This is a genomic window from Rhizobium sp. 18055, from assembly GCF_902706285.1.
Lineage (GTDB): Bacteria > Pseudomonadota > Alphaproteobacteria > Rhizobiales > Rhizobiaceae > Rhizobium.
Genome location: NZ_CACSKD010000020.1, coordinates 1 through 19,190, shown reverse-complemented (window position 1 = coordinate 19,190; position 19,190 = coordinate 1). Strand labels below are relative to the sequence as shown.

Sequence of the window (19,190 nt, the reverse complement as noted above, 5' to 3'; positions counted from 1 at the left end):
CTCCTCTGACACGGACGATCTGCCGTGTCTCATTGTGTACAGTTCGCTGGTTGTAGCTATTCTGCGGGTGCTTATTGTGCATTCTGCTTGGCCAGCTTGGCCAGCTTGGCAGCTATGCGTTCTTTCTTCTTCCGGAAACGGACCTTCATCCGTTCGTCAGCTTCTTTGGTACCATCATGATACGATCCAAAGATGTGATCGAAGGGCATGACGCCATCAGCGTAATTCACCTCGAAATGCTTGTGATGCAGGTAGTGAGAGTAGGCGTGACTTCCGAATGCGGATGCCTCTGTAACTTCAATCCTGTCGAAGCCAAGATGGCCAATGAACGCGCCGAGGCCTGCCGTGTTCAACTGGTAGAGTGCAATCAGCGGATTGGAAGGCAGAATGAGATGCCAAACGCCAACAGAGAAGTAGAGAAGAGCCTCCAGAGGATGCATAGACAGAGAAGACCACGGGCTCGGATTTACCGAATTGTGGTGTATTGAATGAACCCATTTGTACAAGAACGGCGTGTGGATCAGGCGATGAATTGCATAGAAGTGCGTTTCGTGAATAAGCGGTACGATCAACGCCACGATGGCGAGCTTCCATGGATTTTCGGTGAAAGTGAGCCAAGGTACATAGCCATTGGCGAAGGCCCAAAGGACCAAGACTTCGACCGCAGTCCACAGCGGGATTGAAATCAAAAACGTCCGCAGAGCGTTATCGATATTCTGGTTTCCGCTGATGAACACGTCCGATTTCTGCTCACCCGGAAAGAGGTTGTTGTACTTGAACCGCGTTCCCTGACGCTTCAACACAAACATGTTGAGCTCGAAGAAACCGTAGACCACGAACAAGCTCGCCGCGTTCGCAGCAAATAGGATGAGTGGCCAGGACCACGTTAGATGTGCAAGAACACTCCGATCTGGGATGATGAAGTGCCAGTAAGCCACCGCAGTCAAAGCTAAGAATGCATTCCAAGGAAAGAAGTAGCCCGGCAGCCACTTCAAGAGCTTTAGTACCTTAGGCGGAAACGACCAGATCGGTGCAAGTTCCAGCCGCCCATTCGGTATGTAGTGCCCACGTTTGTCGCGGGTGCCGAAATTCAAATCGTCCATGATAGACCTCCCACAAATCTAAATTGCTACGATATGATGGTCAAAGGTGAGGAATAAACGCAAGGAAACCTGATCGCACAGGCAATTTACGGATCATTTCGGATCATGATATGGTGAGCCGATTTGATCCTTTTGGAGAGCTAAAATGCGACCGACGATAGAGGACTTGGCACAGGTTGCGGGTGTGTCCCGCGCGACAGTCAATAGGGTGATTGGGCGGCCACACAAGGTGAAAGCAGCTACACGACAGCTCGTAGTCGACGCAGCAGCAGAGATCGGCTATCATGGGTTTTCGACCCTAAAGATGAATGTCCAAGGGAACAAAAAACCATTTCGGCTCACGCTGTTGTTGCAGGCACCAAATCCTTGGTTCGTTGAGCAAATGTCCAAGACCCTCAGGGTCGCGCGCGATCAAATCGAACATCGGCGAAAGATAATCTTAAAGACGGAACGGTTGATTGACTTTTCCCCGGAAGCGCTGGCGGAAAGGCTTCTGGCCTTGGGTAGAAAATCGGATGCTGTTGCATTAGTTGCTGCGGAACATCCCATTGTGACCCGCGCCATAGAACAACTCGCTCAAGAGCGTATCCCGGTGTATGCGCTTGTCACCACGCTTTCAGCGCCGTCACTTGCAGGGTATATCGGACTCAATGGCCGAAAGTTTGGAAGGACTGCTGCTTGGGCCTTGGATCGGCTTTGTGGCCATCCAGAGAAATTGGGAATACTCGTGGGTTCACCCCGTTATCGCGAACACGAACTCGCAGAGAGTGGTTTCAGATCATATTTCCTTGACCATGATCAAGCGGTTCAAGTCTTGGACGCTTTGCCGACCTATGAATCCGAAGGGATCGCACGTGAGATGACCGAACGCCTCCTCAGCCAAAATCCGGACATGAATGGACTGTTTTTGGCAGGGGGGGGCACATCAGGCGTTCTCTCTGCACTGAGAGATAGCGGCAGAGCTAACGAAATCGCAACGATCGCGATTGACCTAACGGAGGAATCACGTGCAGCACTCTTGGACGGTACTCTGGACATCGTTATCGCTCACCCGTTTCCCGATATCGGGCAATCTGCTCTCGAGCTTATAATATCGAAGGCAGATGGAGATCCGTTTCAGGGCCGCACGATGACTTATGTTAATCTTAACCTGATTACCGCCGAGAACGTCGAATAACCATGTAAGCTTACACTGTGTTGGCGTGTGCGGCTCAGCTTGTCGAGAAAGCGTGACCTTGCCCCCAAGTTTTATCCAGGCCTGAGCTACAGAACTCTCACTCAGTTGGTCAACGTCACACGTCTCCGGCCAACCGTCAGTTTTCAAGCGTTAAGCCGAGCGGCGCAGCATCAATTCGGACTTCAGGAGGATCTGATCCCTCCCATGAAAGGTTTCATCTTCTTCGCTTAGCTTGCTCAACAGCAGCTCGATCGCAAGACGGCCGATTTCGTTGTAGTTCTGCGCGACGGTGGTGATTGGCGGGCACGCGTATTCGGAGAGAGGATGATCATCATGGCCGGCGACACGCAGGTCGTATTCTGCCCCATGCCCAATCTTCAAACCTCTCTGCCAAGCAGCAGCGATAAACCCAAAGGCAAGGCGGTCGTTTGCGCAAAGGATGGTTCTGGTGGGAAGCCGATCCGGATTCTCGAGAAGACGGCTTGCCTCCTCAAAAGCAAAGCGTTCAAAGTCCCATGTCTTGGAGTCAGTAATTGAAACGTACTTCGGCTCAACGTGGAGCCGCTCCATCGCCTCCGTGTAGGCGCTACGGCGCGTCGCGGCGTTTGTATTGACCTGCGGCATCCCGAAATAGCACGGTGGCTCCCCCGAGCGGCAGAGATAGTCTACAATGAGCCCAAAACTCTGACGGTTGTCAGTACCTACAAAAGCTGAGGTCTCATTGATAGGGGAATCAACGTATACAAGCGGAATCGACTCTCCTAGTTGTTCAAGGGTCGTTTGGCGGGACTGTACGCCAAGCGGTGCAATGATAGCGCCAGCAACATTCATTGATTTAAACGTCTTTATAGCATTGTCTTCCATGTCGGGACGGCCCTCCGATGAAAGTACAAAGGCAAGGAACCCCGCCTCGTTAGCAATAATTTCGATGCGCCTCGTCAACGCCATATAAAATGGATCCGTTGAATTCGGGATGACGACGCCTATGATATTGCTACGGCGACGATTAAGGTTGACTGCGAAGATATTTGGCCGGAACCCAGATTTCTCGAGCGCTTCCTCGATCAGATCGCGGGTCTTTTTGCGCACTGAGGAAGGATCATTGAAATATTTTGATACTGTGGGCCTGGAAAGGCCGACGAACTCAGAAAAATCCTCCATTGTTCTGATCGACTTGGCCAAACTGTTCGCTCCTTGCGGTTCTGATCTTCGTGGTCTTAGCTGGCTCGGAATCGCGGGGAAAGCCGGAATCCGAGCCTGTCATAGGAGAATCAGAATTCAGTCAGCGGCAAATTGAACCTTCATCGTCGCGGCGTCCGTCGTCTTCTTTGTGAAAAACGGTAGCATCTCCTCAAGTGTCAGCCGGTGTGAAACAAGCTTCGCCATGTTACCGCCGTCCTTTTTCAGAATCTCGAGTGCATCGGGAATGTTTCGGTTCAGCGAATGCGAGCCGACAAGCTTGAGTTGGCGGCGGAAGATCTCAAAGGGCGCAACCGAAATACGGGCCTCTGGCGAGCAGACTCCGAAGACCAAAGCGGTCCCTCCATCGGCAACCATATTGATCATGCTTTCGACGACACTGGAGATGCCGGTAGCATCCGCTACGAAATCGAAGGATCGATGCCCTTCCGCGAACTGGGATGAGCCAGAGACTACAGTCCCAAGCCCTAACTCACCAGCAAATGTGAGGCGGCTCTCATTGATGTCGGCTACTGTAACGCTTTTCACGCCTTCCGACTTCAATGAAAGACCCAATAACAGCCCGATCGGACCTGCGCCTACCACCAGGGCATTGCGCGGTAAGGCAGAGCCGTTTCTCAGGCCAGCGCTGCCAAGTGCGTTGACCACGCAGGCGAGTGGTTCAGCGAGCGCCGCGACGTGATAGGGCATATCGCCGATGTCATGCAGGTGGTCGGCGTGAACGACGCTGTATTCGGCAAAGCCACCATTATGCGAAACCCCATACGCTTTGAGGTTACGGCAAAGGTTCGTAAGACCTTTCCGGCAAGCCGGGCAGGTGCCGCAGGGTAGGTTCGGGTCGACAACAACCCGAGCGCCAACCCTCATCGCCGAAACATCGGCGGCGATGGCCTCAACTTCGCCGGCATACTCGTGCCCCGGCACAAGTGGGAACGCCCCGTCGCCATAGCGGGCGTGCAAAACATCGATGTCAGTGTGGCAGAGGCCGGAAGCCTTGACCTTGACCAGCGCGTGGCCAGGTGGGATGCCATCGATTGCGAGATCGACAAGGCGGGCCTCGCCCTTCGCAATGAAGTGGATTGCTTTCATAACGATTACTCCCTGCTCAACTCATCCAGTTTCCGCCATCGACGTTATATGTCTGAGCGAGAATGTAGTTGCTGTCTGAAGAAGCGAGGAAGACAGCAAGACCCTTGATATCGTCTGGCGTTGCGAACCGACCGATCGGAACTGACTTGGCAACCTGCGCCTTCTTCTCGCCCGGCTTCAGGCCTTCCCACTCGGCGAACTTCGCATCGACGATTTCCCAATGCTCGCCGTCGACAACTCCTGGCGCGATAGCGTTGACGTTGATGCCGTATTTGACAAGGGCAAGCGCCGCCGATTGCGTCGCGGAGATGATCGCAGCCTTCGAGGCGCAATAGAGGGTCACCAATGCTTCGCCGCGCCGTCCGGCCTGGCTCGCCATGTTGATGATCTTGCCGCCGCGGCCTCGTGCAATCATTACGTTGGCAACCGCCTTCATAGCAAACAGGGGGCCCTTCAGATTAACTCCAAGCACCCGATCATAGCTCTCTTCTGTAATTGCTTGGATCGGCGCCATATCGAAAATCGCGGCGTTGTTGACGAGGATGTCGATGCCTCCGAATTCTTCATCGACTTTTTTCACGGCAGCGTCGATATCGCTGAGACTGGTCACATCAAGTGCGATGGCACTTGCCGCCGGTCCGATGGATCCTGCCGCCTCTTTAGCGCGCTCATAATTGATGTCCGCGATAACGACACGCGCACCCTCTGCAACGAAAGCCTCCGCAAACCCGAGCCCGATGCCGCGTGCGCCACCGGTGATGAGAGCGATCTTGTTCTGAAGTCTCATGTCTGTTCTCCTTTTGGTCGACACGACAAAGCCGGCCTGGAAATCTGGTAAAAGGTGGAAAATTTCTGGCGGCCGAGAGCCCGGCGGCGAACCGCCGAGCTGCTGGAGGACCCACGCCAAGGTTGGAGCCGTTACTTAATGTAGCCCGCCCGGGTCATATCGCGCTCGATTTTTTGCTGGGAGGCTTCCAGAGCATCGTCAACCTTAGTCTGGCCAGAAAGTGCGGCAGCTACCTGTTGTCCAACATAAGTGCCGATCGCCTGCCATTCCGGGATAGGCGCGAACGTCACGCCGACGTAGGGTACCGGATCCTTCGTGGGATGTGCGGGATCGGCCGTCAAGATGGCGGTAAGGACCGCTGGCGCGAACGGAGCGGCCTTCTGGTACTCTGGAAGGGCATATGTGGATTTGCGGGTGCCAGGCGGCACTGCGACCCAACCTTCGGATTCGCCGACCTTCTTCACGTAGTCCTTGGACGTTGCCCACTTAATGAAGGATTTCGCGACATCGACTTTCTTCGAGCTTGCCGGAATGGCAAGGTCCCAAGACCATGCCCAGCTTGAACCGTTCGGAGTGACATCGACAGGCGCAGCCGTGAAACCGATCTTATCGGCGACTTGACTTTGCTTCGGGTCATAAACGCGACCTGCTGCCGACGTAGCGTCGATCCACATCGCGCAGTGCCCGGTCGCAAAGACTGCCTGGTTTTCGTTGAAGCCGTTAGATGTTGCGCCCGGGGGGCCGTATTTAGAAAGCATCTCGACGTAGTCGGTGAGGGCCTTCTTCCATGGCTCCGTAGTCAGCTGAGGCTTCCAGTTCATGTCGAACCAGCGACCGCCATAGGTGTTGACCATGGTTCCAAAGAACGTCATGTTCTCACCCCAGCCCGGCTTGCCGCGAAGGCATATACCGTACTGTTGCTTAGACTTATCGGTGAGCTTGGCAGCAAATTCCTTGATTTGGTCGTAGGTCGGGTGCGCAGGCATCTCAAGACCGGCAGCCTTGAAAAGGTCCGTTCGGTAAAGCGTGAAAGAGCTTTCTGCATAGAACGGGACAGCATACAGCTTGCCGTCTACAGTCAGGCCTTTGCGCACCGGATCGAGCAGGTCATCGTAGTCATAGTCCTGACCAAGGTCGTCGACGGAAGTCAGCCAGCCTTGCTTGCCCCAAATTGGGGTTTCGTAGGCGCCAATGGTGAGAATATCGAACTGGCCGCCCTTGGTGGCGATGTCGGTCGTGACGCGTTCACGCAGAACGTTCTCTTCAAGGATAACCCAGTTGATCTTGTTCCCCGTTTCCTTTTCCCATTCGCCGGAAAGCTTCTGCATGATGATCATATCGCTGTTGTTAACAGTCGCGATCGTGATCTCCTCGGCATGTGCCAGCCCTGTAAGCAACCCAAGGCCGACAACTGACGACGATAGAATGCGAATTAAACACCTCATTGATCCGTTCCTCCTTTACGAATGTCCACGCACACTCCTACATGCGTAAAGTTTTATCATCCAATCTTTGCGGACAAGTCAAGCGACTTATTTGTTGAGCTCTACAGTAAGGCCAGCCGCGTTCCTGTAACAAACTGTTATAAAACGATATTTAAGTTCGATATGCTGCATCGCAGTTTCTATTTTGCTGCATCGCGGCGAAAACCGCGAGCTTTTTGTTATTTACGCGCGTAAAATATGATTGACTTGTGCAACGCTAGTCCATTATCTCCACGGCGGATTTGGTGGCAGTAACCACCCAGAATATCCAGGGAGGGAGAAAATGGGCATTGCGAGCACATTGGCGCCGGAAGCCTTAGGTCCAACGATAACCGTAGGTGAGATTCTCGTGGAGATCATGGCGACCACTATCGGGTCCGGCTTTCGGGAGCCGCAGCCTCTCGTTGGTCCATTCCCGAGCGGCGCTCCCGCAATTTTCATCGACCAGGTGGCGCGCATTGGTGGCGCAGCGGGCATCATCGCTGCTGTCGGCGATGATGATTTCGGAACTATCAATATAGATCGCTTGCGAGTTGACGGTGTCGATGTTTCCGCGATTGCGGTGATCCCCGGTAAGCCGACGGGCAGTGCTTTTGTTCGGTATCGGCCGAGCGGGGCTCGCGATTTCGTATTCAACATTGCTCATTCGGCTGCTGGTGAGACGCGTATGACGACCGAAGCGCGTGGTCTCATTAATCGTGCAGGCCATATTCATGTCATGGGGTCGGCCTTCGCCATCCCAGGCATCGCCGCCATCCTGCTCGAGGCTGTCGCAACCGTGAAAGCGCGAGGGGGCTCGGTCTCCTTTGATCCTAACATCCGGAAAGAGCTGATGCAGGGTGGGGACGGCAGAAAGTTATTCGACGACATGCTCGCTGTCACCGATCTGCTCTTGCCTTCAGGCGATGAATTACTGGTAGCCGCCGACGAAGCATCCGAGGCCGGGTCAGTAGAGCGCCTCCTTAAACTTGGAATCGGCGAGATTGTGCTTAAGCGTGGCATCGACGGTTCGAGCCACTTCAGCAATGCATTCGGCCGCGTTGATTGCGCTGCGTTCAAGGTTGAGGAAATCGACCCGACCGGAGCGGGTGATTGTTTTGGCGCTGCCTATCTTACCTGTCGGCGCGGCGGCATGCTCCCTGCCGATGCGCTTGTCTATGCGAATGCTGCCGGGGCTCGCACGGTCACAAAGCAAGGTCCCATGGAGGGCGTCTCAAGCAAAGCTGAACTCGATCAATTCATTGTCACTGAAAGCCGGGAGCTCACTGCATGAGCAAACATCTAATGAGCCTTGCGGCTGCACGGCGCGCTGGACGACCTTTCGGAATAGCCTCAGTCTGCTCCGCTCATCCGATCGTTATACGGGCGGCGCTGCGGCGCGCCGCAAGGAGCGATAGACCTGTGCTGATCGAGGCAACATGCAATCAGGTAAATCAGTTCGGCGGCTACACGGGCATGACACCGGCCGCCTTTGTTTCTTTTGTAGAAGAAATCGCTCTCGATGAGGGTGTCAGCCGAGACCAGATCATATTCGGTGGCGATCACCTCGGGCCCAACCCTTGGCGCAAGGAGCCAGCAGAGATCGCCCTTAAGAAAGCTTCCGACATGGTCGAGGCCTATGTTGCCGCTGGTTTCGGCAAGATCCACATCGACGCGTCGATGGGATGTGCCGGCGAGCCAACCGCGCTCGACGATCGTACGGTAGCGGATCGCGCTGCACTTCTCTGTTCAGTGGCCGAAGCTGCCGCAGCACGCGCTGAGATGCCCGCTCCTGTGTACATCCTAGGCACGGAAGTTCCTGTACCTGGCGGCGCGGATCACGCTCTGTCAACAGTCGCGCCGACAGAACGGGAGGCTGCGCGCGAGACTATCGCTGTTCACCGCGCCGCTTTCGATGTGGCTGGCCTTGGCCCGGCGTTTGACCGAGTCATTGCTTTCGTTGTGCAGCCCGGTGTGGAGTTCGGAAGCGATAACGTCATCGCATATGATCCGCCGCGCGCCGCAGCTCTCAGTAGTCTTCTCAACGACGAGCCCGCGCTGGTCTTCGAAGCCCATTCGACCGATTATCAGACGGAGGAGGCATTGGCCTCGCTCGTCAGTGACGGCTTCCCAATCCTGAAAGTCGGACCAGGGCTTACATTTGCCTATCGCGAAGCGCTCTACGCGCTCGATCTGATTGCATCGGACCTCGTACCCGGATACGGCGAACGTCCGCTTGCCAAGGCCATAGAGGCCTTGATGGTGCAGTCACCCGCGAATTGGAGCGGCTATTACCATGGGGACGAGACGTCACTGCGCATCCAGCGTCATTTCAGCTATAGCGACCGGATCCGATACTATTGGACACGTCCAGAGGCTGAAGCCGCTGTGACAGCGTTACTATCTGCGTTGGAGGGGACACGTATCCCCGAGACCGTGCTGCACCAGTATCTACCACAAATTGACCAGGTCAATGCATCCGGGCCTATCGACATCCTGATTGCTGCCGTCGATCAAGTGCTCGCAGTGTACGACAACGCAACCCTAGCTGTTCATTAAACCAACACGTCGTGCCGGGGAATTTTGCCGTCGATGTAAGCGATGGGTGGAGGAAAGAAATGGCAACAAGTAATACAAGGGCATTGGCGCGCCTCATGTTAGCGCCGTCGGTTGGCGTCTTGCTGACCTGGATGATCGTGCCGCTGGCCATGACATTGTGGTTCTCCTTTCAGAACTACAACATGCTGAACCCGGCCAACGTTAATTGGGCGGGGATACTCAACTATCAGTACTTCTACAGCGATCCGGCCTTCTTCCAGTCGATCTGGAACACACTCGTGATTGTGATCGGAGTTCTGATGATCACCGTCGTCGGCGGGATTGGAATAGCGCTCCTGATTGACCAACCGATCTTGGGGCAAGGCGTGGTGCGGATCCTCGTCATTTCACCGTTCTTTGTCATGCCCCCGGTTGCGGCTTTGGTCTGGAAGAACATGATCATGCACCCCGGTTACGGAGTTCTGGCCGCCATTAGCAGGTGGCTTGGTCTTCAGCCGGTCGATTGGTTTGCGCAGTACCCACTATTCTCCATCATCATCATCGTCGCCTGGCAATGGTTGCCGTTTGCTACCCTCATCCTGCTTACTTCGCTGCAGTCGCTTGATACAGAACAGATGGAAGCAGCCGAAATGGATGGCGCTGGCGCTGTGAGCCAGTTCGTTTATCTGACGCTCCCACATCTAGCGCGTGCCATAACGGTCGTCATTCTCATTCAGACGATCTTTCTCCTCGGCGTCTACACGGAGATCCTCGTTACAACAAACGGAGGACCCGGCTATGCGTCGACCAATTTGCCGTTCCTAATCTATCGCACCGCGCTTCTTGGCTACGACGTCGGAGGCGCATCCTCGGGCGGCATCATCGCAGTTATCCTAGCCAATATCGTCGCCTTCTTCCTAATGCGCGCCGTTGGTAAGAACCTCGACAAATAAGGGAGGCAAGATCATGGCACGTTCAGTTTCAACCAGAAAAACCGCCATCTGTACAATCGGAGCATGGATTGTTGCACTTACAATCTTCTTCCCGATCCTCTACACGATCATCACCAGCTTCAAAACCGAGACCGAGGCGATCAACGGCTTCAATCTTATCCCGTCGGGTTCTCTTGAAAGTTATTCGGACGTTCAGGCGCAGAGCAACTATTTCAAGTTTTTCCTCAACTCGGTCATCCTGTCAGTTGGCTCGACCCTATTAGCACTTCTGATCTCGGTGCCTGCCGCGTGGTCGATGGCGTTCTCTCCAACCGCCAGGACCAAGGACATCCTTATGTGGATGCTGTCTACGAAGATGATGCCGGCCGTCGCCGTCCTAGTACCGATCTACCTCCTTTTTCGAGACTGGGGCCTGCTCGACAGTCGTATCGGCCTAACGGTGATGCTGACGATGATCAACATGCCAATCGTGATCTGGATGCTCTACACCTATTTTCGCGAAATTCCGGGTGAGATTCTTGAGGCAGCGCGCATGGACGGTGCATCGCTGTGGGGTGAAATTGCCTACGTCCTGACGCCGATGGCGGTACCCGGCATCGCCTCGACGATGCTGCTCAACATAATCCTCGCCTGGAACGAGGCTTTCTGGACCATCCGCCTGACGACCACAAACGCTGCGCCGCTGACCGCCTTCATTGCCTCCTTCTCCAGTCCGCAAGGTCTGTTCTGGGCAAAGCTGTCGGCTGCGTCGACGCTGGCCATTGCTCCGATCCTGATCATGGGTTGGTTTAGCCAGAAACAACTTGTCCGCGGCCTGACTTTCGGCGCCGTAAAGTAACGACGATAAGACTTGGGGAAGAAACATCTATGGGCAATATCACACTCAAGACGGTCAATAAGTCCTTCGGCGCGACACAGGTCATCCCGGGGATCGACCTCACGATCAACGAAGGCGAGTTTGTCGTCTTCGTCGGTCCCTCCGGATGCGGAAAATCGACGCTGCTACGCCTAATCGCTGGCCTCGAAGACACCACCTCCGGCACGATCGAGATCGACGGCCGAGACGTCACTGGGGCGGCACCTGCAAAGCGCGGCCTGGCTATGGTATTCCAATCATATGCGCTTTATCCGCATATGACGGTGCGAAACAATATTGCTTTCCCACTGAAGATGGCAAAGTTGGAGCAAGGAGCGATCAACAAGAAGGTCACTGAGGCGGCACGAGTGCTGAACCTTACTGACTATCTCGAGCGACGCCCCGGCCAGCTTTCTGGCGGCCAACGCCAGCGTGTTGCGATTGGCCGTGCCATCGTGCGCGAACCTTCGGCGTTCCTTTTCGATGAGCCCCTGTCGAACCTTGATGCAGCCCTGCGAGGCACTATGCGCCTCGAGATCAGCGAACTTCACCAGCAGCTTAAGACGACGATGATTTACGTCACCCATGATCAGGTCGAGGCGATGACCATGGCCGACAAGATCGTCGTCCTCAATGCGGGCAGGATCGAACAAGTCGGTTCTCCGCTTGAGCTCTACAACAAGCCGGACAACCTTTTCGTTGCAGGCTTTATTGGCTCGCCACGCATGAACTTCGTCTCTGGTCAGGCAGCAAACTCCTTTAACTCGTCAACTATGGGCATCCGGCCCGAGCATATTCGGCTTTCCAGAGAGGATGGCACTTGGAAGGGCCTCGTCGGTGTGGCCGAGCACCTCGGCTCCGACACGTTCCTTCACGTAACGGTGAACGGCGTCGGCACTCTGACAGTTCGCGCGAGCGGCGATTTCCCTGTCAATCACGGAGACACCGTCTTTCTCACTCCTGATGCGGCTCGCATCCATCGGTTTAACGAGAACGGCCAAGCTATCCGCGGAGCGTAGACGCTCCGCTTGACAACACCCGTTTAAAAATTGGCTTCCTGTGGAGTGGCGATGCCCAATCCACAAGATTCCATAAACGGGCCTATTTGGAGAAATCTATTACATTTCAGTGACCTAAAGAATTCGAACTCATCGCTGAAGGTTCCAATCCCATATGTGGACGGCCCCCGACTCGCAAGATATTTTGAGATAATTTGATCTGATCGCTTGCGTCCATATGTCCGGCCTGTTGTTGCGTTCGCACATGAACACTGGCCAAGATGGTTTCCGCAACACAGGTCCCAAACATCAAGGCGGCCTTGGGGGGCCAATGGGATTCCCGGTGTATCCTGTGTCTCGGATCGATCGATCACACCATCTGCTATTATCTTGCAAGTTGTAGTATCACCAACGCGCGGTGAAGATCAGGACGTCTTGGATGCTTGCTTCCCCATCTTCATGCGGCGCATCCCGTCAAGGCTGGTCCTGATTTGGCGCTGTATGTCTCTCCCGAGACCATGAGCTTCCAGGCTATGCGCGCCATCTTGTTGGCGAGTGCGACAGCTGCCAATTTGGGCGGCTTTCGCGTGAGCAGTTCCGCCAACCATGGAGAAGCCTTACCCGATCGCCGCGCGTGATGAATGACAGCTGTTGCTCCAGCCACCAAGACGGCCCGCAGAGCTTCGTCGCCGGCTCGCGTGATACCACCGAGCCGCAGCTTGCCGCCGGTGGTCTTTTGGTGTCAACCCTATCCAGGCTGCGAACTGGCGGCCAGATTGAAAGAGCTTCGGAGCGGGTGTCTTCATGATCAAAAGAGCCGAACCGATTGGGCCAATGCCGGGAATGGTGTTGAGACGTATGCTGCGTTCGTCGTTACGTTGCCACGCCTTTACCTTGGCCTCAATATCCGCAATCTTCCTGTCCAGTTGAGCGTATTCCTCGGCCTGGCTTAGGAACAATTCCTGTGCGAGCTCTGGCACAGTCGCGTCGGCCTTTATCCTTTCAAGCAGCAGAGGGATCTGTACCAGCCCCTTAGAGTCGGATTCAAAAAGAGTTCAATAAACATAATACCTTGCGAGCCGCCTGGTGAGCATGCGTATATGAGCGATGATGATCCAGGCCTCGGCCGAGGCGATGGATTTCTCGAAGTCTTTTGCGAGCCTTCTGCATCTTCCCAGCCATGCAAAGGTTCGCTCTACCACCCATCGGCGTGGCAATAGCTCGAAGCCTTTGGCCTTGTCGGACCGCTTGATGATTTCCAGCGTCCACTTGCCGATTTTCTGCAATCGCTTCTTCAGTTTTGCGCCAGCATAGCCGCCGTCGGCAAAGATGTGGAGCAACCACGGCCAGCGGTGGCGAATGGATTTCAACAGATCAGGAGCGCCATCACGATCTTGGATGTCGGCGCTGTGAACCATCAGACCCACCATTAGGCCCAGCGTGTCGACAACGATATGCCGCTTACGACCCTTGATTTTCTTGCCGGCGTCAAAGCCCCGGATGCCCGCACTTTCAGTCGTTTTGACGCTCTGGCTATCGATGGCTCCAGCCGATGGCGAAGCCTCCCTTCCTTCCAGTTCTCGAGCCGCCATGACCAGTTGATGATTGATCCGCGTCCACAGCCGCATTGCACGCCATTCGTAGAAATAACGCTGCACCGTCGAGCATGGCGGAAAGTCCTTGGGCAGCATACGCCACTGACAGCCGGACGACGCAATATAGAGGATCGCGTTCATGACTTCCCGCAAATGGGCCTTTCGGGGTCGCCCTAGCCGACGCGGCAAAGGCAAATGAATTGCAATCAAATCCCACTCCCGGTCCGTCAGGTCACTTGCATAACGGGATGCCTTGCGGGCATAATCTTCCGGGTGGTTTCAGTCCAGGCCATCGTGGTCTCCGTCGAATCTTTGCAAATCCGAAGGAATCACAACTGGCTGAAATCACTCAAGCCTTTTTGAGGTCGCCTCTTAGCTGCGGAGAACCCAAACTCATTGGCGTAGCCCCGGATAGCGTTGGCGAGTTGGGTGCGGTTGGCTATGAGGCGGGTACGGACACTGATCAAAAATACTGGAACGCGTCGAAAGCGATAGGAAAGTTCATTCAATTTATCGACAATGTGAAGAAATTTACTGCTGAGTGGGCTGGAAGGAAGAAGAATGGCTTATCGACGTTCAGGCCCGGCAATAGATGCCGGTTGCGAGGTTAGCGACGCTGTCTCCCCACCAGCGGCGTGGCAGTTCGATATGCTCCAACGCGCATCGGCACAGAAATCCTTGCTGGAACCCTTCAGTGACACTACCGAGAGATGCGACGACTCTTCGGCATCCATGAATGCTTCTGGCTATTTGCTTCCCAGCCTGGACAGAGAAGGACATAAAGGAAAACAATTTGTCCAGGTCACGGCTTTAACTTGCCCGGCCGCAAGCTATATTGGTTCTGCTGGATTTGATGTGTTTTGACGAACCGCCCACTTTCCTCACCGAGTGATCGGCAATCATTGAGTGCGCTATCTCTCGTCGCTTTTGAGAAGGTCACATTTATTGGCAACCTTTTCAACTTGGTCTATCCACTGAAACGATGGTTCGACCCTCATCAAGAGCTCAATGAGCCCTAATTCCTAGAGAACAGCCCAGTTTCTATCTTGAAAATCGCGCAGCAAGCCTTGGACATCGCGAGCCGATTGACGCAGCGGGGGAAGAATCTTCCCCTGCAAATCGTCAGGGGCCATCCGATCGCGATGGGACGCAACGCTCATGGCCGCAACCACCCGGCCACTTCTTTCCCGCAATGGGACGGCGACAGAGATCGTGCCGTTCTCCATCTCATCGATTGCCATCGCGTAATCCAACTGCCGGGCTTCGCCGAGCCTCGATTTCAAGGTCTCGATGTCGGTGATCGCTGCCGGACCCTGTTTCCGGAGGACGGCGCCTTCAAGGCGTCGGTCAAGCTCGCCAACCGGCAGTGAAGCAAGAAGCATCTTCCCGCTCGCGGAGCTATGAGCGGGCAGCCTGTCACCGACGCCGAGACGCGATGTGTAGATCCGCCTGGTGGCATCGCGACTGACGAAAAGAATATCGAGTCCTTCCAGCACTGAGATCGAGCAGGGTTCGTTCAATGCGTCTGCCAGGCTCATGACGATCGACGATGCCGCCGTCCACACATTTGTCCTTCGAAGTATGCCTCGACCCAAAGAAAGGACTTTTGGGGTGGACGCATATAGACCTCGCTCTTCCTTGACGTAGCCAAGGCTCTCCAAGGTCAGCAGGATCCGCCGAGCTGCTGCTCGACTGACATCCATTGCGGTTGCTACTTCAGTGCAGGTCGCCGGCGCATCAGTTTCTGCCAGCTTTTCCAAGCAACTCAGGCCTCTGGCGAGGGTTTGAGCGAAGTCACGTTTTTGAATCTCGTTATCCATAAGCATTTCATCTCACGTCTTTCAAAACAAGTCAATGTGCGGTTATCGCGCAATTGCGCGATATGTTGACATCGTTTTTTGAATGTGAAATAGGTATCGTCATCGCTTCGGGGGATGAATATTCGGCGGGAGCAACACGGAGAGGAAACTATCGAAACGCGAGATAGCCACCACGCATATGGTCGGTGACAGATTGCAGGGCGATGGTAAGGAGGAATGCATGGGTACGGTTCGTTTGACGCTTGCGCAGGCGATTGTTCGTTTTCTAACTGCGCAGAAGATCGATGACGAAGGTGAGGTCCTGTCGCTGTTCACCGGCGTCCATTCGATTTTCGGTCACGGCAACGTCACGTGCCTCGGTTCGGCGCTCGAGCAGGTCCAAGAAGAACTTCCCACTTACCGTGGTCAGAATGAGCAATCTATGGGATTGGCTGCTGTCGCCTACGCCCGCGCTCGCCGACGCAAGCAAATTCATGTCTGTGCAGCCTCGGTTGGTCCTGGCTCCTCGAACATGGTGACGGCCGCGGGCGTCGCCCTTTCCGATCGTCTTCCGGTCCTGTTCCTGTGTGGTGACAACTACGCATCGCGCCTGCCGGATCCGGTGCTTCAGCAGGTCGAACACTTCCACGACATGTCGTTAACGACCAATGATTCCTTCAAGGCCGTATCCTCCTACTTCGATCGCATCACGCGTCCCGAACAGATCCTGACGTCGCTTCCACAGGCTGTCGCGCTGATGCTTGATCCCGCCGCCTGCGGCCCGGCGACCATTTCTCTTGCCCAGGACGTCCAGGGCGAGGCGTTCGATTATCCGGAAGTTTTCTTCGCCGAGCGCATCCACCGTATCCCACGCTATCCAGCCGCCGATTATCAGATCGAGCTGGCGATGCGCCTGATCAAGGAAGCGAAGAGGCCGTTGATCATTGCCGGCGGCGGCGTCCACTATTCCGGAGCAACCGAAGAGCTTGCCGCGTTTAGCGACCGCTTCGGCATCCCTGTTGCGGAAACCATCATGGGTCGCTCCGCACTCCTGGACGAGCATCGCCTCAACATCGCGTCGATCGGCGTCATGGGCGGCAACGCCGGAAACAATATCGGTGGGAAGGCGGATCTCGTCATCGCAATCGGCACGAGAATGGCTGACATGATCACTGGCTCCTGGAGCGTGTTCCGTGATCCAGATGTCAAATATCTGTCGCTGAACACCAATCGTTTCGATGCAAACAAGCATCTGGCCAACCCGGTTGTTGGCGATGCTAAGCTGTCGCTGGATGCCATCGCTTCGAAGCTCGGCGGTTGGTTAGCTCCTCAAGCGTGGTCCGATGAAGCTGTCCGCGAAAAGGCGGCTTGGAACGCGATCGTCGAGAAGCGCACCGGTCCGACCAACCAAGAGGTTCCGAACTATCCGCAGGTCATCGGCGCTGTTCAAAGAAGTGCCAAGCCGGACGATGTGATCGTTTCGGCGGCGGGTGGCCTGCCCGGCGAACTGTATTGCACCTGGAAGTCTATCGGTGTCGGCACGTTCGAGTCCGAGTACGGCTTCTCCTGCATGGGCTACGAAATCGCTGGCGCATATGGCCAGAAGATTGCCAATCCCAAGCGGGAAATCATCGCCATGCTCGGCGACGGATCGTACATGATGCTCAACTCCGACATCTATTCGTCGGTTCTGACCGGCAACAAGATCATCTGCATCGTATGCGATAACGGCGGCTTTGCTGTGATCAACCGACTGCAGACGAGCAAGGGCGGTGCCGAGTTCAACAATCTGTATGCCTCTTCCAAACACGTGGGAGACGTGCCGCGCATTGATTTCGCCATGCATGCCCGCTCGATGGGCGCGGAATCGGAAAATGTGAAGACGATTGAGGAACTCGAAGCTGCGATCGTCCGTGCACGTGCAAGTGAGCGTACCTACGTCATAGCGATCCAGACCCACCCTTATGAGTGGATGGAAGGCGGATCCTGGTGGGATGTAGGTATGCCGGAAGTGACGGATCGGCCCTCAATCACGGCGGCACGTGAAACACAGGAAAGCCAGCGCGAATACCAGCGTAAAGGCGTTTGACGATGTCAGGCGCGACCCAACGCCGGGTCCTGTTGACGGGTTCGACAGGCAACCTTGGTCACAAGGCAACCGTCGCACTCTGTGCGATCGACGGCCTCGAACTTACACGAATAGGACGGAATGGAGGCAATGATCCAGGGGTCATAACGGCCGATCTGGAGGTATATAACGAAAGCTGGGCAAGGCACTTCGCCGGAATTGACACGGTACTGCATCTGGCCGCGGATCCACGCGCAGCCGGAGACTGGGACACGGTGACGCCGTTGAATGTCGATCTCGCCCTAAACGTTATGCGGGCCTCACGACTGGGCGGCGTAAAGCGCTTTGTGTTTGCCAGCTCCAACTGGGTGCTCGGCGGCTACAGATTTCGTCATGAGGAGCTGAAAGCTGGCGTGCAACCGCGCCCTATCAATCCTTACGGAACCTCGAAGCTGTTTGTCGAGCGCCATGGCAAAGCCGTCTACGATGAAACAGGCATGGCATTTCTATCGCTCCGGATCGGCTATTGCCAGCCAGGCGAGAACAAGCCCGGACCGCATATGGCCTTCGGTATCTGGGGGCAGCAGATGTGGCTCGGCAACGAGGACTGGGCACAAGCCGTGGTGAAGTCCGCGACAGCCGACTTCCAGGGCTTTGACGCGATCAATATCGTTTCCAGAAACGAGGGAATGCGCTGGAATGTCGAGGAGGCTCGCCAGGCAATTGGCTACGAACCAGTCGAGCGACACAGCCCTAAAATGAGTTTGGCGGGGCGCCTTAAAGACGATGCGGCGTGGCTTCGTGAGAAGCTGATGCCTTCGGGATCCGCGGTGCCAGCCTTTGGAAGGCGTTGGTGAGGAAAGAAGCAGTGAAAAAAATCTTAGTGATACAACCTTTGAGAGCGGAGGCGCTTGCGCTGCTCGATGAACGGGCGGACGTCACCTATCAGGTCGTTACAGATTTCTCGAAAGACAACCTCCTCAAGCACGTCGCCGATGCCGACGCGATTACCGTCCGCGATGCTCCGCTTCCCATTGAAGTGTTGGCTGCCGCTCCAAACGTCAAGGTCGTATCGAGACATGGTGTCGGCTACGACAACATACCGATCGACTATTGCACTTCCAGGGGCATACCGGTCACGGTGGTCGGCGATGTGAATGCGATTTCCGTTGCTGAGCAGACGATGTTCCTGATGCTTGCTGCCGCGAAGTCAGGAGTTCAGCTCGACACAGCAGTCCGCAAGGGAGATTTTGCAGCCCGCTCGAGACTGATTGGCATTGAGTTGAGAGGGAGAACGCTTCTCGTCGTTGGCTTCGGCCGAATCGGTCGCGAAGTTGCAAAGCGGTCTGCAAGCTTCGGCATGAATATCGTGGTCTTTGACCCCTACGCTAAGAGGGATGGATACGACGGTGTTTCTTTCGTCGATCGTCTTGAAGATGGTCTTGCGGTCGCAGACGTCGTGACGCTCCATGTACCGTTGTCGGATTCAACGCGTAATTTGATCGATGACGGCGCCCTCAACCAAATCAAGCGCGGCGCTATCGTCGTCAATACCGCCCGCGGC

General features: G+C 55.3%; 17 protein-coding genes and 1 pseudogene. 10 read left to right on the top strand and 8 right to left on the bottom strand.

Translation table 11 applies throughout. The annotated features are described in order from the left end of the window. Positions 1-71: 71 nt before the first annotated feature. Positions 72-1,103: a sterol desaturase family protein gene (locus GVL52_RS24880; RefSeq protein ID WP_160012072.1), complete on the bottom strand. Its 1,032-nt coding sequence runs from the start codon at positions 1,101-1,103 to the stop codon at positions 72-74. Positions 1,104-1,248: 145 nt separating this feature from the next. On the opposite strand from GVL52_RS24880, the gene GVL52_RS24875 reads away from it, so the two are divergent. Beyond that, positions 1,249-2,280 (top strand): LacI family DNA-binding transcriptional regulator, encoded by a 1,032-nt coding sequence (locus GVL52_RS24875; protein WP_160012070.1) that lies wholly within the window; start codon positions 1,249-1,251, stop codon positions 2,278-2,280. Positions 2,281-2,430: 150 nt separating this feature from the next. Here GVL52_RS24875 and GVL52_RS24870 read toward each other — a convergent pair whose 3' ends face one another. The 4 genes from GVL52_RS24870 to GVL52_RS24855 all read right to left on the bottom strand — a co-directional run bounded on the left by GVL52_RS24870 (position 2,431) and on the right by GVL52_RS24855 (position 6,801). After that, positions 2,431-3,441: a LacI family DNA-binding transcriptional regulator gene (locus tag GVL52_RS24870; protein WP_160012169.1), complete on the bottom strand. Its 1,011-nt coding sequence runs from the start codon at positions 3,439-3,441 to the stop codon at positions 2,431-2,433. Positions 3,442-3,558: 117 nt separating this feature from the next. Next, complete coding sequence (locus GVL52_RS24865) at positions 3,559-4,569, bottom strand: alcohol dehydrogenase catalytic domain-containing protein (RefSeq protein ID WP_160012068.1); 1,011 nt, start codon at positions 4,567-4,569, stop codon at positions 3,559-3,561. 16 nt (positions 4,570-4,585) lie between these two features. Further along, complete coding sequence (locus GVL52_RS24860) at positions 4,586-5,356, bottom strand: L-iditol 2-dehydrogenase (protein ID WP_160012066.1); 771 nt, start codon at positions 5,354-5,356, stop codon at positions 4,586-4,588. Between the two features lie 131 nt (positions 5,357-5,487). Further along, entirely contained in the window at positions 5,488-6,801 is a 1,314-nt protein-coding gene (locus GVL52_RS24855; protein ID WP_200847893.1) for a sugar ABC transporter substrate-binding protein, read from the bottom strand. Between the two features lie 322 nt (positions 6,802-7,123). On the opposite strand from GVL52_RS24855, the gene GVL52_RS24850 reads away from it, so the two are divergent. Genes GVL52_RS24850 through GVL52_RS24830 form a run of 5 tightly spaced genes read left to right on the top strand, consistent with a single transcriptional unit; the run spans position 7,124 to position 12,185 of the window. After that, positions 7,124-8,113: a sugar kinase gene (locus tag GVL52_RS24850; protein WP_160012064.1), complete on the top strand. Its 990-nt coding sequence runs from the start codon at positions 7,124-7,126 to the stop codon at positions 8,111-8,113. Continuing rightward, complete coding sequence (locus GVL52_RS24845) at positions 8,110-9,378, top strand: D-tagatose-bisphosphate aldolase, class II, non-catalytic subunit (protein WP_160012062.1); 1,269 nt, start codon at positions 8,110-8,112, stop codon at positions 9,376-9,378. Before GVL52_RS24850 ends, GVL52_RS24845 begins: the two co-directional genes overlap by 4 nt. 59 nt (positions 9,379-9,437) lie before the next feature. After that, on the top strand, positions 9,438-10,310 hold the full coding sequence (locus GVL52_RS24840; RefSeq protein ID WP_160012060.1) for a carbohydrate ABC transporter permease: 873 nt from the start codon (positions 9,438-9,440) through the stop codon (positions 10,308-10,310). Between the two features lie 13 nt (positions 10,311-10,323). Further along, positions 10,324-11,148, top strand: a complete 825-nt coding sequence (locus GVL52_RS24835) for a carbohydrate ABC transporter permease (RefSeq protein WP_160012058.1) — start codon at positions 10,324-10,326, stop codon at positions 11,146-11,148. A 29-nt stretch (positions 11,149-11,177) separates the two neighbouring features. Next, a complete protein-coding gene (locus GVL52_RS24830; RefSeq protein WP_160012056.1) occupies positions 11,178-12,185 on the top strand; it encodes an ABC transporter ATP-binding protein in 1,008 nt (335 codons plus the stop codon). Between the two features lie 436 nt (positions 12,186-12,621). Here GVL52_RS24830 and GVL52_RS24825 read toward each other — a convergent pair. Together GVL52_RS24825 and GVL52_RS24820 are read right to left on the bottom strand one after the other, a co-directional pair. Further along, positions 12,622-13,201, bottom strand: a pseudogene (locus GVL52_RS24825) (IS110 family transposase); the annotation flags it as partial. A gap of 18 nt (positions 13,202-13,219) precedes the next feature. Continuing rightward, positions 13,220-14,052, bottom strand: a protein-coding gene (locus tag GVL52_RS24820) for an IS5 family transposase (RefSeq protein ID WP_210254113.1) whose coding sequence is annotated in 2 segments (ribosomal slippage) — positions 13,220-14,028 and positions 14,028-14,052 — 834 coding nt in all. Because the reading frame shifts where the segments join, the coding sequence is not laid out codon by codon here. Between the two features lie 268 nt (positions 14,053-14,320). Here GVL52_RS24820 and GVL52_RS24815 point away from each other — a divergent pair. Next, positions 14,321-14,623: a hypothetical protein gene (locus GVL52_RS24815; protein WP_160012054.1), complete on the top strand. Its 303-nt coding sequence runs from the start codon at positions 14,321-14,323 to the stop codon at positions 14,621-14,623. Positions 14,624-14,781: 158 nt separating this feature from the next. Here GVL52_RS24815 and GVL52_RS24810 read toward each other — a convergent pair whose 3' ends face one another. Next, a complete protein-coding gene (locus tag GVL52_RS24810; protein WP_160012052.1) occupies positions 14,782-15,579 on the bottom strand; it encodes an IclR family transcriptional regulator C-terminal domain-containing protein in 798 nt (265 codons plus the stop codon). Between the two features lie 220 nt (positions 15,580-15,799). Between GVL52_RS24810 and iolD the strand changes: the two genes are divergently transcribed. The 3 genes from iolD to GVL52_RS24795 form a co-directional block, all read left to right on the top strand. After that, positions 15,800-17,647, top strand: coding sequence for a 3D-(3,5/4)-trihydroxycyclohexane-1,2-dione acylhydrolase (decyclizing) (gene iolD, locus GVL52_RS24805; protein ID WP_160012050.1), 1,848 nt, complete (start codon positions 15,800-15,802; stop codon positions 17,645-17,647). A gap of 2 nt (positions 17,648-17,649) precedes the next feature. Beyond that, positions 17,650-18,483, top strand: coding sequence for an NAD(P)-dependent oxidoreductase (locus GVL52_RS24800; RefSeq protein WP_160012048.1), 834 nt, complete (start codon positions 17,650-17,652; stop codon positions 18,481-18,483). Positions 18,484-18,494: 11 nt separating this feature from the next. Continuing rightward, positions 18,495-19,190: NAD(P)-dependent oxidoreductase (locus GVL52_RS24795; protein ID WP_200847892.1), on the top strand; the 696-nt coding region annotated here is incomplete at its 3' end.